This is a genomic window from Aestuariibaculum lutulentum, from assembly GCF_032926325.1.
GTDB lineage: Bacteria > Bacteroidota > Bacteroidia > Flavobacteriales > Flavobacteriaceae > Aestuariibaculum > Aestuariibaculum lutulentum.
In genome coordinates, this window is record NZ_CP136709.1 from 2584343 (window position 1) to 2599799 (window position 15457).

General features: G+C 35.0%; 16 protein-coding genes and 1 riboswitch. Of the genes, 2 read left to right on the top strand and 14 right to left on the bottom strand.

The window, feature by feature from the left end; all coding sequences use genetic code 11:
- The first annotated feature begins 195 nt into the window (after positions 1-195).
- Positions 196-357 (top strand): 50S ribosomal protein L34, encoded by a 162-nt coding sequence (gene rpmH, locus R1X58_RS11055; RefSeq protein ID WP_188215129.1) that lies wholly within the window; start codon positions 196-198, stop codon positions 355-357.
- 112 nt (positions 358-469) lie between these two features.
- Positions 470-3322, top strand: a complete 2853-nt coding sequence (gene carB / locus R1X58_RS11060) for a carbamoyl-phosphate synthase large subunit (protein ID WP_240572803.1) — start codon at positions 470-472, stop codon at positions 3320-3322.
- A 45-nt stretch (positions 3323-3367) separates the two neighbouring features.
- Here carB and R1X58_RS11065 read toward each other — a convergent pair whose 3' ends face one another.
- The 14 genes from R1X58_RS11065 to R1X58_RS11130 form a co-directional block, all read right to left on the bottom strand.
- Entirely contained in the window at positions 3368-3739 is a 372-nt protein-coding gene (locus tag R1X58_RS11065; protein WP_240572804.1) for a 6-phosphogluconate dehydrogenase, read from the bottom strand.
- 40 nt (positions 3740-3779) lie between these two features.
- Positions 3780-4322: a YceI family protein gene (locus R1X58_RS11070; RefSeq protein WP_240572805.1), complete on the bottom strand. Its 543-nt coding sequence runs from the start codon at positions 4320-4322 to the stop codon at positions 3780-3782.
- 46 nt (positions 4323-4368) lie between these two features.
- Positions 4369-4740, bottom strand: a complete 372-nt coding sequence (locus R1X58_RS11075) for a hypothetical protein (protein ID WP_240572806.1) — start codon at positions 4738-4740, stop codon at positions 4369-4371.
- Between the two features lie 20 nt (positions 4741-4760).
- Positions 4761-5123: a hypothetical protein gene (locus tag R1X58_RS11080; protein WP_240572807.1), complete on the bottom strand. Its 363-nt coding sequence runs from the start codon at positions 5121-5123 to the stop codon at positions 4761-4763.
- Between the two features lie 11 nt (positions 5124-5134).
- Complete coding sequence (locus R1X58_RS11085; protein ID WP_240572808.1) at positions 5135-5980, bottom strand: DUF5777 family beta-barrel protein; 846 nt, start codon at positions 5978-5980, stop codon at positions 5135-5137.
- Positions 5981-6014: 34 nt separating this feature from the next.
- Positions 6015-6587 (bottom strand): T9SS type A sorting domain-containing protein, encoded by a 573-nt coding sequence (locus tag R1X58_RS11090; RefSeq protein ID WP_240572809.1) that lies wholly within the window; start codon positions 6585-6587, stop codon positions 6015-6017.
- Positions 6588-6602: 15 nt separating this feature from the next.
- Positions 6603-6992: an OB-fold putative lipoprotein gene (locus R1X58_RS11095; protein WP_240572810.1), complete on the bottom strand. Its 390-nt coding sequence runs from the start codon at positions 6990-6992 to the stop codon at positions 6603-6605.
- 175 nt (positions 6993-7167) lie between these two features.
- Positions 7168-8001, bottom strand: coding sequence for a DUF4382 domain-containing protein (locus R1X58_RS11100; protein WP_240572811.1), 834 nt, complete (start codon positions 7999-8001; stop codon positions 7168-7170).
- 113 nt (positions 8002-8114) lie between these two features.
- Positions 8115-8651 (bottom strand): acyl-CoA thioesterase, encoded by a 537-nt coding sequence (locus tag R1X58_RS11105; protein WP_240572812.1) that lies wholly within the window; start codon positions 8649-8651, stop codon positions 8115-8117.
- A gap of 235 nt (positions 8652-8886) precedes the next feature.
- Positions 8887-10266, bottom strand: coding sequence for a DNA recombination protein RmuC (gene rmuC, locus R1X58_RS11110; RefSeq protein ID WP_240572813.1), 1380 nt, complete (start codon positions 10264-10266; stop codon positions 8887-8889).
- Between the two features lie 68 nt (positions 10267-10334).
- Positions 10335-12059: a tetratricopeptide repeat protein gene (locus R1X58_RS11115; protein ID WP_240572814.1), complete on the bottom strand. Its 1725-nt coding sequence runs from the start codon at positions 12057-12059 to the stop codon at positions 10335-10337.
- Positions 12060-12175: 116 nt separating this feature from the next.
- Positions 12176-12970 (bottom strand): ABC transporter ATP-binding protein, encoded by a 795-nt coding sequence (locus R1X58_RS11120; RefSeq protein ID WP_240572815.1) that lies wholly within the window; start codon positions 12968-12970, stop codon positions 12176-12178.
- Between the two features lie 14 nt (positions 12971-12984).
- Complete coding sequence (locus R1X58_RS11125) at positions 12985-14016, bottom strand: FecCD family ABC transporter permease (RefSeq protein ID WP_240572816.1); 1032 nt, start codon at positions 14014-14016, stop codon at positions 12985-12987.
- Positions 14017-15162 carry an ABC transporter substrate-binding protein gene (locus tag R1X58_RS11130; protein ID WP_255802875.1) on the bottom strand — a complete coding sequence of 382 codons (1146 nt, stop codon included), beginning with the start codon at positions 15160-15162 and terminating at the stop codon, positions 14017-14019.
- Between the two features lie 69 nt (positions 15163-15231).
- Positions 15232-15426, top strand: a riboswitch (cobalamin riboswitch).
- Positions 15427-15457 lie beyond the last annotated feature (31 nt).

The following is a 15457-nucleotide window of genomic DNA, read 5'->3' on the forward strand; positions in this document are numbered from 1 at the left end:
TTAACAAAAAGCGGGCGATTATCCTAAATAAATAGGCTTATGAAGGGCTCGAAAACGTATCAAAAAATTATTTCAAAATATTTTTTTAAATAACGTTTGTCAATGTGAAAAGTCTTTGTATATTTGCGCTCAGTTTTGGAGGAACCCAAAGAAATAATAATTAAGTACAATTCAGATTTTTAAAGATACAAGATAATGAGTAAAAGAACATTTCAGCCATCGAAAAGAAAGAGAAGAAACAAACATGGCTTTAGAGAAAGAATGGCTTCTGCTAATGGAAGAAAAGTACTTGCTCGCAGAAGAGCTAAGGGAAGAAAAAAATTGTCTGTATCGACTGAATCTAGACATAAAAAATAATGATATTATATTGTTATAATATAAAGGTGTTGCTTTAGTGTAACGCCTTTTTTTATGCATACTTATCACTTACTACAGTAACATACATAATTAGAATACATAAACAGGAAAAATGCCTAAAAATTCAAAACTTAAATCGATATTAATAATTGGCTCGGGTCCTATCGTTATAGGACAGGCATGTGAATTTGATTATTCTGGAACTCAAGCTCTAAGATCTCTTAGAGAAGATGGAATTGAAACAATATTAATCAATTCTAACCCAGCAACAATCATGACAGATCCTTCTATGGCAGATCATGTTTACTTGCTACCGCTAACAACCAAGTCTATTATTAAAATCTTAAAAGAACATCCGCAAATTGATGCTGTTTTACCAACAATGGGAGGACAAACAGCGTTAAACTTATGTATTGAAGCAGATGAAAAAGGAATCTGGAAAGATTTTGGAGTAGACATTATTGGTGTTGATATCGATGCTATTAATATTACCGAAGACAGAGAGCAGTTCCGTGAATTAATGGAGAAGATTGGAGTAAAAATGGCTCCTCAGGCAACTGCAACCTCATTTTTAGAAGGAAAGAAAATTGCACAGGAATTTGGTTTCCCATTATGTATCCGTTCGTCGTTCACTTTAGGTGGAGCAGGAGCAGCTATCGTATATGATGAGGCTGATTATGATGAATTATTAACTCGCGGATTAGAAATATCTCCTATCCATGAGGTAATGATTGATAAAGCAATGATGGGATGGAAAGAGTACGAGTTAGAGCTTTTAAGAGATGCTAACGATAACGTAGTTATTATCTGTTCTATCGAAAATATGGACCCAATGGGAATCCACACTGGAGATTCTATCACCGTTGCTCCGGCAATGACTTTAAGTGATAGTACATTCCAGAAAATGCGTGATATGGCTATCTTAATGATGCGTAGTATTGGTGACTTCGCTGGTGGATGTAACGTACAGTTCGCAGTATCGCCAGACGATCAGGAAGATATTATCGCTATCGAGATTAACCCTCGTGTATCTCGTTCTTCGGCTTTAGCAAGTAAAGCAACTGGATATCCAATTGCTAAAATTGCTGCGAAATTAGCTATCGGTTACCACTTAGATGAATTACAAAACCAAATTACAAAATCTACTTCAGCTTTATTCGAGCCTACTTTAGATTACGTAATCGTTAAAATACCACGTTGGAACTTCGATAAGTTTGAAGGATCAGACAGAACTTTAGGTCTTCAAATGAAGTCTGTAGGTGAGGTTATGGGTATTGGTCGTTCTTTCCAAGAAGCACTTCATAAAGCAACACAATCTTTAGAGATTAAGCGTAATGGTTTAGGTGCCGATGGTAAAGAGAACAAAAACTACGATCAAATTATCGAGAAATTAACCTATGCGTCTTGGGATCGTGTATTCACTATTTACGATGCCATCGCTATGGGTATTCCGTTAAGCAGAATCCACGAAATCACTAAGATTGATATGTGGTTCTTAAAACAATACGAAGAGTTATTCTTATTACAAAAAGAAATTTCTACGTATACAATTGATACATTAAATAAAGAACTTTTACTTGAAGCTAAACAAAAAGGTTACGGTGACAGACAGATTGCTCACATGTTAGGTTGTTTAGAAAGTGAAGTTTATAATAAACGTGAAGAATTAGGTATTAACCGTGTTTACAAATTAGTAGATACATGTGCTGCCGAGTTTAAAGCACAAACACCTTACTATTACTCAACATTTGAGAGTGATATGGAAACTGCAGACGGAAAGCGTTATGCAGATAACGAAAGTGTGGTGTCTGATAAAAAGAAAATCATTGTATTGGGTTCAGGACCAAACCGTATCGGGCAAGGTATCGAGTTCGATTACTGTTGTGTGCACGGGGTGTTAGCTGCAGCTGAAGCGGGTTATGAAACCATCATGATTAACTGTAATCCAGAAACGGTTTCAACCGATTTTGATACAGCAGATAAATTATACTTCGAGCCGGTATTCTGGGAGCACATTTACGACATCATCAAACATGAAAAGCCAGAAGGTGTTATTGTTCAGTTAGGTGGTCAGACCGCTTTAAAACTTGCTGAAAAATTAGACCGTTACGGTATTAAAATCATCGGAACAAGCTACGAAGCTTTAGATTTAGCTGAAGACAGAGGAAGTTTCTCAACCTTATTAAAAGAGAACAACATTCCTTACCCAGAATTCGATACTGCCGAGTCTGCTGAAGAAGCTTTAAAAGTTGCTGATAAATTAGATTTCCCAATCCTTGTAAGACCATCTTATGTATTAGGAGGACAAGGAATGAAAATTGTAATCAACAAAGAAGAGCTTGAAAAGCACGTGGTTGATTTATTAAGAACAATCCCTAACAACAAATTGTTACTTGACCACTATTTAGATGGTGCGATTGAAGCTGAAGCTGACGCAATTTGTGATGGAGAAGATGTTTACATCATCGGTATCATGGAGCACATCGAGCCTTGTGGAATTCACTCAGGTGATAGTAATGCAACATTACCTCCGTTCAACTTAGGAGATTTGGTAATGCAGCAAATTAAAGATCACACGAAGAAAATTGCATTAGCTTTAAATACTGTTGGTTTAATTAACATTCAGTTTGCAATAAAAGACGATGTGGTTTACATTATTGAAGCAAACCCAAGAGCATCTAGAACGGTACCATTTATCGCTAAAGCTTACGGTGAGCCTTACGTAAACTACGCTACTAAAGTCATGTTAGGAGATAAGAAAGTTAAAGATTTCAACTTTAATCCTCAATTAGAAGGATACGCGATTAAGCAACCGGTATTCTCTTTCAACAAATTCCCGAAAGTAAATAAACAATTAGGGCCAGAGATGAAGAGTACAGGAGAAAGTATCTTATTTATTGAGAGCTTAAAAGACGATGAGTTTTACGATTTATACTCAAGACGTAAAATGTATTTGAGTAAATAATCTTGAATTAAACACATGAAAAAGCCGCTTTTAAAGCGGCTTTTTTTATTTCTTATATAAGGTTTGTCGTTCCTTATCTTCTTCAACTTTTGTTATAAAATATTTGGTGTCCCCCAACCAAAAGAAAGTTCGGTAACGTTCAAAATAGGTGAGTCTAACAAAACGACCTTGATATTTTTGTAGGTCTTCGATAATTTTTTTGTTGCCTTTCTCCACCGAAAAAGCAAAGCGTTGCTCTTCTGAAACCCCCTGACTTAATTCGCCTTCCCAGGTTTTTGTAAACATACCTTTGTTACTAAATTTAATTAAATCTCCTGAGCGAACACCCTCGCTGTAGGGAACATAATAAACAAAGCAAAAATATCCAATCGTTATAATAACAATGGCAGCAATCAATTTATAAAGAAATTTTTTCATAGTAAAGATTTGATATAGGCTAAAGATAATAAAATCCTAATTACTTTTTTGTAAGTTTAAAATTGAAAACTACATCTATCGTTTCAGCTATTTTGTTACTAACTATTTTCGGAATTTCAATATCAAAATCGGAAGCATAAGCCTTAAAAGCGCCAGAAATTTCAAGAATGTCATTTACTTTTGAAATAACAATAGGAACCTTTTTTAAGGTTTTGCTTTTGCCATGAAAGCTGATTTCTCCACTAATGGTTGGCGCTGTATTTTGTTTTATATCTGGAAAATTAAAGGCATCAATACGACCCTTAAAGGTTGCCTTTGGGTAGGTGTCTGATTCAGCATAGTTTTCATTAAAGTGTTCTTCCATTAAGGCATTTTTAAACCGGAAACCTTTTACAAGAACTAGCGCTGCAAATTCACCATTTTCTGCATTTAGAATAGCAGTTACGGAATGGTTTGTGGCTTTAACCTCTTCAAAGGAAGGCACTGAAGCTTCGAAGGCAACCGTGCCTGTTTTGGTTAAATATTTATCCTGAGCAAAGACATTTAAGCTGATAAATGAGATGCAATAGAGTAGATATTTCATTGTGTAATTTTAAGGTTTTAATTAAAACATTCTGTCAAATCCCAGATTAATTTTCCAGTAAACCATCATCTTTCCATTTTTGAATCAGGTTTTTTTGGGTTGTAGATAAGGTGCCATTAACTGGCATTTTCCCGGCTCCGGTTCTATTAATGCGATCTAGAATTGCATCAATATAACTAGATACCTGTGCATAGGTAGTTAAGGACATTGGAGCGTTATTTGAAAGAGTTGAGCCATGACAGGATGTACAATTACTTGATATTATGCTTTTAATATCGGCATTGTAGGTCACTTTTTCAGTAGGTGTTGGATCCGGGTCAGGATCTGGTTGTGCCGTCATATCGTCGTCACTACTACTCGAGCAGTTAAAAACAAAAAGCGTTATCGCTAAGCCGTAAAAAATAGATTTGAAATTCATAGTAGAGAGTTTAAAGTTATTTAGTTTTCCAGTAATCCATCAGTTTCCCATTTTTCAATGAGATCGATAAGGTTCTGTGGTAATTTAGGAGCACCAAATGGCATTTGTGCTCCTGGACCATTACCATTAATCTTGCTAATTAAATTATTGTTCTGTACTGCAGATTTTACATTGGTATAAGTAACTAATGATATGCTAGCGCCACTATTAGGAGTACTTGCATGACAAGAGATGCAATTATTATCAATAACAGTTTTTATATCATCATTGTAAGTTACAAGATTAGGTAGAGGTGTTGTTTCAATTAAATCGTCTTCGCTATCATTGGCGCAGTTAAATAAGCAAATGAAAAAAAGAGATAATATTAAGGTAGATTGTTTCATAGTATAACGAGTTAAAATACACGACTTAGGTTAAATCCGAAATAAATGTTGCCATCGCTCCAATCTCCGGTACCTTGTCCTAAAAAGGTGTTGGTGTTCATACCTTGAGCATTGGTGAAGTGCATTTGAAAAACATGCCCTCCGGTTTCTAAATCGATACCTATGGATAGAGGATTTTTAAACGGAGAATTGTCGGCACGGTTTAAATGCCACCCATAATCAGCGTTTAAAGACCAGCGTTTACCTAGTTTATAACGACCACCAAATCCCAATGCAAATTGAGAATTATCCTGTTCGTCAATAGTTACGTAATTATCATGAAAGAAGGTAGGAGCTAGTTCTAAAGATAAATTGGTGTTCACTTTTCTGGATACCAATACTTGTGCAGTGTATCCCAGTCGATGTTTAAATTCTAAAAGCGGAAGGTTGTCTTTCTCCAGTCCTGTATTTATTAATATGGAATTGTATCCTACTATTGTAAGTGGAAAACCATTGTTTTCCTGTTTAATTAAAGTGTATTTTGCAGCAGCTTCATAAATTTTTTGAAACGAACTTCTGGAGACGCTCACATTTAAATCGTCGGTAATACCGAAAATGAAATTTAATCGGGTTACGGCATCATCCAGTCCGAAAAAGGTATCGATGCCATTTTCTAAGCTTCCAAACCGGTGTGCTACTACAAATGTAAATTCGCCTTTCGCAACCAGTTTAGTGGATTCAAAATTTACAATTTTAAGTCCTTTAAAAGCGGCCGTGGCGTATTGAGACGATTCATCAGTATCTATTTCGTCTAATAAATCATCCTGAGCGTAAACTAGTATAGGAATACAAAAAAGAAAAATAAGCAGGTGTTTCATGTATAAAGTAGTTTAGTTAATTATGTTTAAAAGTTTAATGCTTAAAAAAGCGCTTGGTTATGCTTGAATTGGATGTACTAAGTTTTAATAGATACATGCCTGAGGTTAAATTAGAAATATTGATTTTATTACCCAAATAGGGTGTGCTATTGATTTCTTTACCTAGAATATTGTAAATAGAAACCGTTTTTAAATCTAATCCATTTGGTATGTTCAAAGTCAATAAATCCTTAGCAGGGTTTGGCGATAAGGTGATGCTTTTTATGGAAAACTCTTTGTCACTTAAGGCTTCTTCAACAGTAATAGTTCCTCCCATTGTTTGTGTATGAACTCCACATATATAAGGATTAGTACCTACGACGGTAAAGGTATACTCGAAAACGTGATTTATTTCTGTAAATTCTTCGCTATCAAAAGATTCTGAGCTTCCTGGTTGACTTACAACGGAATGACGTAAGTTATCTGTCCAAGTCCATCTTACGGTTTCTCCAACTTTTATAGTTAAATTCAAGCTGGTACCAACAGAAGTGTCCCAGTTAAGGTCGTGAATGCTTTGTGCATGTATTCCACAAGCAGTTAATACAAAAAGGAGTAGAATTGTTTTCATGTGGTAGTTGTTTAATTAATTATTAATAACACTACACTGATCCAGTTTTACCTGTTCTAATAAATCGTCGAATCCAATACAACGTCCTTTAACTTTGACAATTGTATTTTTTTTTGGGGGAGGTTGAATACTATTACTAAACTGACAAAATACACTGTTGTTTAATGTCATGTCTGTTTGGTTTAAGTCGGTTATAATACCCGAAACCTCAATGGTTTTGTTTATATATTTAAGTTCTGATTGAGCAGGGGAAAGTATAAAGGCCTCATTAAGCGCAGAAGCTTCAATTACAAAATCGGCTGATTCTGTTTCAATATTTCTGTGATCTTGGTATATATAACTATAACCAAAATAAAGTGCAATAAGGAAAACGGCAAGTATATATATGTAATACCTTTTTTGCATTTTCTTTTAAATTTAGCAAAAAAAAACGACATTTAAAAGCAGAAAAAATACCTGCAACGTTTCGTATTCGTTTTTAAGATTGCTAATTATATTGATTTAGGCTTTCAAGAAAACACTTTTTATGTGTATTCCTTAAAAGCCTAAATAAAATTATTTACGAAGTTTATGAGGAAATTTAAGGGGTAACTGCGGTTAGTACAATGGTTCCTGCTTCAGTTACTTCACCAACCAAAACAGTGGTTTCTGCACTATACTCGTTGTAACCTTCTCTGGTTATTTTTAATGTGTATGTTCCTGCCTCAAGGCCCTGGAATAAGAAGTTCCCATCCATATCGGTCATGGTGTCGGTAATTTTAACAGCTTCAGCATTGTAAATTTCTACGGTAACGCCTTCCATAACCGTTTCAGTCTCTTCAATGGTTTCAACTACAGTACCACTTACAGACCCAGAATTAACTTCGGCATTGACTTTAATTACAGGTTTTAAATTGTACTTGCCAGTAATTCCTGATTCAACAATAGATTCACTTACCACCCAATCAAGAATAAAAGTGTAAGTGAAACCTCCTTCTAATACAGTGTTTAAATTTAATTTTAAACCAGATTGCATTGCGCTTGGTGTATCTAAAGGGATTAATGTGTCGTCACCTTCTAATTTAAGGGTGTTACCATCACCTAAAACAAGTCTGATTTGTTTCATCATTCCTGCCGGAATTAATTGATCAGTCAATAAAAGGCTATTGCCCGCGATAAGTTCTGTTAAATCAACTTCAATAGGATATGCTTCTGCAGGGGCAAAACTTTGCCAACCTGCTTCGCTATCGGTGGCATTATATTGAATATCTGTAATTACAACGTTGACTTCTTCGTAATCGCCAATTTCATCAACTAATTTTAATTGAACTCTTGAAGGGCTGTCATTTTTATCATCATTACAACTTTGAAAAAAGCCTAATGAGATAATAGAAATGCCAATAAATAAGTAGGTTTTTAATGTCTTTAAATTCATTTTTTTTGATTTAGGAATTATGTTAATTGTTGTATGAATATACAATAAGATACTTGTTTAAATTCCTATCCCGCCTTTTAAAAAAAATAAAAAATATTGATGATTTTAAAATTTTACAACTCGACCTGTGCGTTTTGTTGCTTAACAATATCGATGTAATCTTCAATAACAAATCCAGAAGGTTTAAATTTAGAACTTCGGTGTTTCGATTGTTCCTGGCGTTCGATACTTCTTGCAAAACGGCGTACACTGTCTTTCGTTTTTAGAATGATACCAGGAACAGGTACGTTTTTACCATTTTCGTCTTTGGCAACCATAGTAAAGTATGATGAGTTACAATGCTTTTTCTCTCCGGTTTGAATATTTTCACTTTCTACGCGAACACCTATAACCATAGAGGTTCTACCGGTAAAGTTTACAGATGCTTTTAGGGTTACCAGTTCACCAACTTCAATAGGGTTTAAAAAATCGACTTTATTAACAGATGCAGTTACACAGTAATTTCTGGAGTGTTTTGAAGCGCAGGCAAACGCAATTTGGTCCATTAAACTCAAAATAAAACCACCGTGTATTTTTCCACTAAAATTAGAATGCGATGGCAGCATTAATTGGGTTAAGGTAATTTGAGATTCTTCTATGGTTTTAAACATGAGTAATGACTTAATAATTAATTTTTAGGAGATTGAAATTCTAATATTTATCTAATATAATTATATCTCTTTGAGTTATTCTAAGCTTAAATTTATTTTTCGTGAGTTTTAAAATAATTAAGTTTTTTAAAATTATTTTCTCAGTAAAAATACTTAGGTCTTGAAAATACCGTAAATAAAAAACACCTGTGTAATACAGGTGTTCCTTATAATTTATTGAAGCTAAAAGATTTAATTATTCCTCTTCAGCACGTTTTAAAAGCTTTTCGTTTTGTTGTTTGGTTGCTTTAGCTCCAAGTTTTTTAAGGTTCTCTACACGTTTAACCAAATTACCTTTTCCGGTAAGTTTTACCATAGCACTTTCGTATGACTTTTGAACAGTTCCTATCTGGTTTCCGACTTTAATTAATTCGTCGGTAAGGTTGACAAACGAATCGTAAAGACGACCGGCTTGTGTAGCAATTTCAATGGCATTTTGCTGCTGCTTTTCGTTGTTCCACATCGTATCGATGGTTCTAAGGGTAGCCAAAAGGGTAGAAGGGGTTACAATAACAATATTCTTTTCAAAAGCTCTATTGTATATGCTGTTATCTTCGTTAACTACCACGGCAAAAGCAGGCTCTATCGGGATGAACATCAGTACGAAATCTGGCGACTCGATATCGTATAAATCCTGATAGTTTTTTTCTGAAAGTTGGTCGACATGCTTCTTAATGGAGTTGACATGCGCTTTTAAAAAATTAGATTTGTCTTCATCTTCAGCATTTACATAACGTTCGTAATCAACTAATGAAACTTTACTATCAATAATCATTTTCTTATTATCCGGCAGATGTAAAACCACATCGGGTAATACGCGAGCACCGGTATCTAAAGTGAAATTTTGCTGAACAAAATATTCACGATCTTTTTCTAATCCCGATTTTTCTAATACACGCTCCAATACCAATTCGCCCCAGTTTCCTTGCATCTTACTGTCACCTTTTAAGGCACGTGTCAGGTTTGTGGCTTCTTTGGTCATTTGCTGATTAAGGTCTTTAAGCCCCAATAATTGCTCCTTTAAGGCCGAATGCATACTAATGCTTTCCTTTTGAGAATCTTCAACTTTCTTCTCGAAGCCTTGTATTTTTTCCTGCAACGGATTTAAAATATGTTTTAGGTTTTCTTTATTTTGAAGGGTGAATTTCTCCGATTTTTCGTCTAAAATCTTGTTAGCTAAATTTTCAAACTCTTTGGTGAATTTTTCCTGAAGCTTTTCTACTTCACTTTTTTGTTCCTCGTTTTTAAGTTTCAGATTTTCAAATTCTGTGTTTTTTATAGCTAATTCAGAATTTAAAAACTCTTTTTCACGACGAATGTCTTCACGCTCATGTTCAACTTTAGAAATCGTTTCTTTGAATTCAATAATCTGTTTGTTGAACATTTCGGTTTGTTTATTCAGTTCCGATGCTGAAGCTTGCTTCATGTCACTAAATTGTTGCTGTAAAATAGCATTGCGTTCGGTTAAGGCGCTGAGTTCGCTTTTGCCTTTTAATTTGTTGATAAGCATACCAATATAGGCACCGATACCCGCCGAAATGACAATGGCAAGAATAAGAATGAGGTTGTCGTTCATGTAAAAATGTATTTATTCAAAGATAAATTTTTTACGAACGTATATTATGTTGAATTTTTAAAAGTTATTTACAGCACCGATGTTGTAATGGCTATATCGCTGTCTTGCCAGGCTTTATTAAATTCGTTTTTAATCTTTTTCGCTTCTTTAGTTTTTCCTTGGGCAATCAAGCTGTTATATAATCCCATTAACGACCAGCCGTTTTGTCTTAGATTGACTAAATCTTCTTTATAGACTTTTTCGGCGTCTTCATATCGTTTGGCTTTCATTAATACGTCTCCTAAATTTTGTCTTGGCGGAATATGCCAGGCCGAGGGTTCGTTATAAATTAAATCGTCTTCAATTTCGACAGCCTTTTCGAAATGGGTAATAGCGGTGTTGTAATCTTTAGTGTTTGCAGCAATTTCGCCTGAAACAATTTCGTAGGCTAATTTGGCAAGTGTGGTACCACTATCGAAGCCTGTAGCTAAATTGGTTTCCATATCCGGATCATTTATCAGAATATTAATTGCTTCGAGTTCTTCTTTGGCTTCTTTTAAGTTATTTTTTCGAGTGAATGCAATCCCTCTTGTATAATGCCAGATGAGTTTTAAATGTTTAATGTCATCTTTTGGTTTTGGGTAGGTTAAAATATCATTCCATTTACCAAATCGGGTGTAGGCCAGTAGAGGTGTTGATGCAAAGTTTTGTAAAAAGTGAAGCTCTTTCATTTCGCCAACGGGTACTTTTTCAGCGGTTTTTTTCGCCGCTTCAATGGCGAGTTGACTATTGCCTAATAAACTAGATGCCGACCATAAAAAATGAATGTTATGCGGATAGTACCCCAATGGATACATCCCTTGTGAATAGCATTGAGAGATATAGTCTTCATCAGCTAAAATGGCTTTTTGGTTGGCTTCAACGGCATCTTTATAACGACCAACTCTTATGTAAATATGGGATGGCATATGTACAATATGTCCGGCAGCTGGTATGAGAGAAGCCAGTTTTTCTGCACTTGGCACAGCCTTATCTGGTTTAGGTAGTTCTACCATATGAATGTAATAGTGGTGAGCTCCCGGGTTATCAGGATCTAGCTCCATGGCTTTTTCTAAAGCTGATTTAGCTTTGTCTATATTAGGCGAAGGATTCCCTTTTTTGTCCCAGTAATTCCAAGGAACCGTATTCATTACTGATGCAGCATACAGCGTTTGTATGTCGCTATCGTTAGGATATTGAACTACAACGTTCTCCATGGCTTTCATGTAAGCCATATTCAGTTCCTCAACATCTTTGGTTAAATCGGTAGAGTAGCGGTGTGTTAGCGCTTCAATAAGCGCCTGTTCTTTGGGCGATGCATTTTTGATTTGCTTCACAGCATTGGCAATAGCTTCGTTGTATTTAAGTTTTCGCTCATCATCAGGTTGCGGGTCGTTTATATTCGGTCCTAGTGTATAGGCTTGACCCCAAAATGCCATGGCACAATTCGGGTCTAACCGTGATGCTTCCATAAAAGAGCGATGTGCCTCAGCATGATTAAAGGCATAGGTTAAGCGAATACCTTGATTGAAAAATCGCTGAGCTAATTCATTTTTAGTGCTTACTTTATAATTGTGATTACCCAGATTTTCAAAAAGTGGGGCGATTTGTTTGGTTGAGTCTATATTTTCTAAAAGAAACGCAGTAGAGGTGCAGCTAATAGAATTTGCACCAATTTTACTGGTGTAATCAAAAGTGTCTTCCCGGTTTATTTTATATGAAATCGTTGCATACAGTATAACAGCTGTAAACAAAATGGTTAGTTTAGTTTTCATAATATCAATCGTTTAGGGTTGTTTTAATTTACCTAAGGGGTAGGTGTAGAAACTGATTGATTATGAGGAAGCTTTGATATAAATTTAGTTAAATTGTTGATAATAAGAAAGTCCTGTTACTTTTTAATGCGGAAACTTCCGGTTTTTTCATCAAAAGCAATAAGGTCTTTAGGGAATAATTTTTCAAAAGCTCCACTTTTAATCAGGTTGCAGGGCTGATCGATTTCCACTTCACCTTTAGTCATAACAATCATACTATCACATAACTGAATTGCCAAATCGATTTCGTGTGATGAGAACAAAATGGTTTTCCCCGTTTCCTTGGCTAGTTTTTTAAGCAATTTTAAAATATATGCTTTGTGATACATATCTAAATGCGTTGTTGGTTCGTCCAGAATAATCAGATTAGTATCCTGAGCCAACGCTCTTGCAATCATGACTTTTTGTAGCTGACCATCACTTAATTCAAAACATTTTTTGTACTTGATATCTTCAATGTGGGTTTGTTCCAAGGCTTGATTAACAACGCTAATATCTTCGTTTGTTAGGTTTCCAACCCAATTAGTGTAAGGTTGTCTTCCTAAAGCCACTAATTCGAAAACCGATAAGTTTTTAGAAATCATTTTTTCGGTTAACACCAAACTTAAAATTTTAGCTAAATCAATGGCGCTTTGTTTTTCTATGGGTTTGTTGTTTATAAAAACTCGTCCGTTAATTGGAGTTTGTACCTTGGTAAGCGTGCGAAGCAGTGTAGATTTCCCAATACCATTGGCACCAACAAGTCCAACCAATTCGCCTTGATGCAATTCAATATTAATGTTAGAAGCAATAACAGTTTGTTCTTTTTTGGAGATATAACCAATGCTTAAATTTTCGGTTTTTAAAATGATATGTTGTTTGTTGTTTTCCACTGAAATTTATCTATTTAAAATATCATTTTACGTTTTCTTACCAATAACCAGATAATTACCGGAGCACCAATTAAAGCCGTAATGGCATTGATTGGAAGGGTTAAGTCACTATTTGGAACCTGAGAAATACTATCGCAAACAAGCATAATTATCGAACCAAACAAAAACACGGCAGGTAATAAAATTTTATGATTTGAGGTGTTGAAAATCTGTCGTGTTAAATGCGGAATAGCTAAACCTATAAACGCTATAGGGCCGGCAAAAGCAGTGATAGTTCCGGCAAGTAAACTTGTAGCAATGATGATGGCTAATCGACTTCTTTTAATATTTAAACCTAAACTTTTGGCGTAATTTTCACCTAATAACAAAGTGTTTAACGATTTTATAGAGCCGATACTAATTATCAATCCGAAGCTGTAAATTATTGAAAATATTAAGAGCTCATGCCACGATAAATTACCTAAACTTCCAAATCCCCAGAAAATATATTGCTGTAACTGTTCGGCAGAACCAAAATATGAGAGGACACTCACTACTGAAGCTGTAATGCTGGCAAACATAAGTCCGATAATTAAAATGGCCATGGTATCCCGAACTTTTAAAGAGGTGATTAAGACTGCAAAAAGAACAAGAAAACTTCCTAAACTGGCAGCAATAACAACACTCCATTTCGACATTAAAAAGGCAGCGAATACACTTCCAAATAAACCCGATCCTAAAATAATGGTTGCAACCCCCAAACTGGCTCCCGAGCTGATTCCTAAAACAAACGGGCCTGCTAAGGGATTTCTGAATAAGGTTTGCATGAGTAATCCGGAAATGCCTAACCCTGAACCAACTAAAATAGCAGTCACAGCTTTAGGTAAGCGGTAGTTAATAATAATGTAATTCCATGATTCCTGCGAGGTATTACTACCTGTTAGACTATTAAAAACATCTTTTAACGGAATGTAAACCGAACCTAAACTTATATTGGTAAAAAAGCACATTACCAACAAAACGGTAAGTACCAAAAATGAAATCTTATATGTTTTTAAGGATGTCAATTATTCTAAGCGTTTAAAAAAGTAAAGATCATAATTTTTTAAGAGTTCCGGATGACAAATTTTAATCAGGTCTTTTAAAACAAGATCTGGTCTGGTCATGCCTAACTCAAAATACAAAACGCCGCCGGTGGCTCCAGTGGTATTTGTGAATGAGTAAATATTTTTAGTTTCAAAAGCTTTAAAGGTCGCATGATGTGGGTTTCCATTTTTAAGACTTTCCAGACTGGTGTAATTTGATGGACTTAACCAGATATCGGCATCTTTGGCTTTTGCAAATACAGTTTCGAAATTAAGAGATAAACTTCCTATACCTTTAGAATCACTCCAAAGGTAATTAATATGTGCATCTTCTAAAAGCTGGGCTTCGGTACTTGTTCCATTAGGTAAATACCAAATGTCTTTGTGCATAGCACCACTTAAAATGGTAGGTCTTGTTTGTGTATTTTTAGCCAGTTTTATTGCCTCCAAATAGTCGGTTTTTATACGATTAAAGATGGAATCTGCCTGTTGTTCTTTATTAAATAATACTCCGAAAAATTTTATCCATTCGGCCTTTGCTAAAGGAGAACTTTCTACCCAATCGCCATTAAAGATTACCGGAATTCCAGATTTTTTTATGGTTTCCAAAGATTTGTTTTTTCCGTCAATACCAAAACCAACAACAACCTCGGGTTGGGTTGCTAATAAAACTTCGGTATTTATACCTTCATTTTTTCCAAGTTCTCTGATGTTTCCGGAATCTACCAGAGCCCTTATTTTTTCGGATGAAATGAAATCGGTTCCGGGAAATCCTACCAAAGTATTTTCTGCATTTAAAAGTTCTAATCCCGGTAAATGTGTGGTACTGGTCACCACTATTTTATTTATTGGAAGTGTGACGATGCCATCAAATTCATTACGGTTTAAAGCTATTTTAGGAAGTATGCTATCTTCAACCAAAGCATATTTATAAACTTTATCAGCATTTGGCCATGGGTTAGATATGGTTAGAATTTTATATTGATTTGTTGCGCTTATAGAAAAACCTTTGGCATAGTTTAATGGAATTTCAGTAACGGTTTGGTTTGAAATTTCTACTGGTTTTGTATTCTTTTTACAGGCTATAAGCGTAATAAAAAATAGGACTATTAAAATCGTTTTTTTCAAGATGAATAAAATTTGTGTCAAAAGTAAGATTAATTAATCTTTTGAATAAAACATTAGACTAAAAGGTTTACTTTTGCTGCGAAATTTGGTTTTGTTGGCTTCACGCCAACGAATTAAAAGGGAATCTGGTGTAATTCCAGAACTGTTCCCGCAACTGTAAGCTACAAAGCTTCATGCAAAACTTCAATGTCACTGAAGAGTAATCTTTGGGAAGACCAGCATGAAGACGCAAGTCAGGAGACCTGCCATTTTCAAAACAAATAAGTTAAACTTTCGGGATAAAAGTTTACGTATG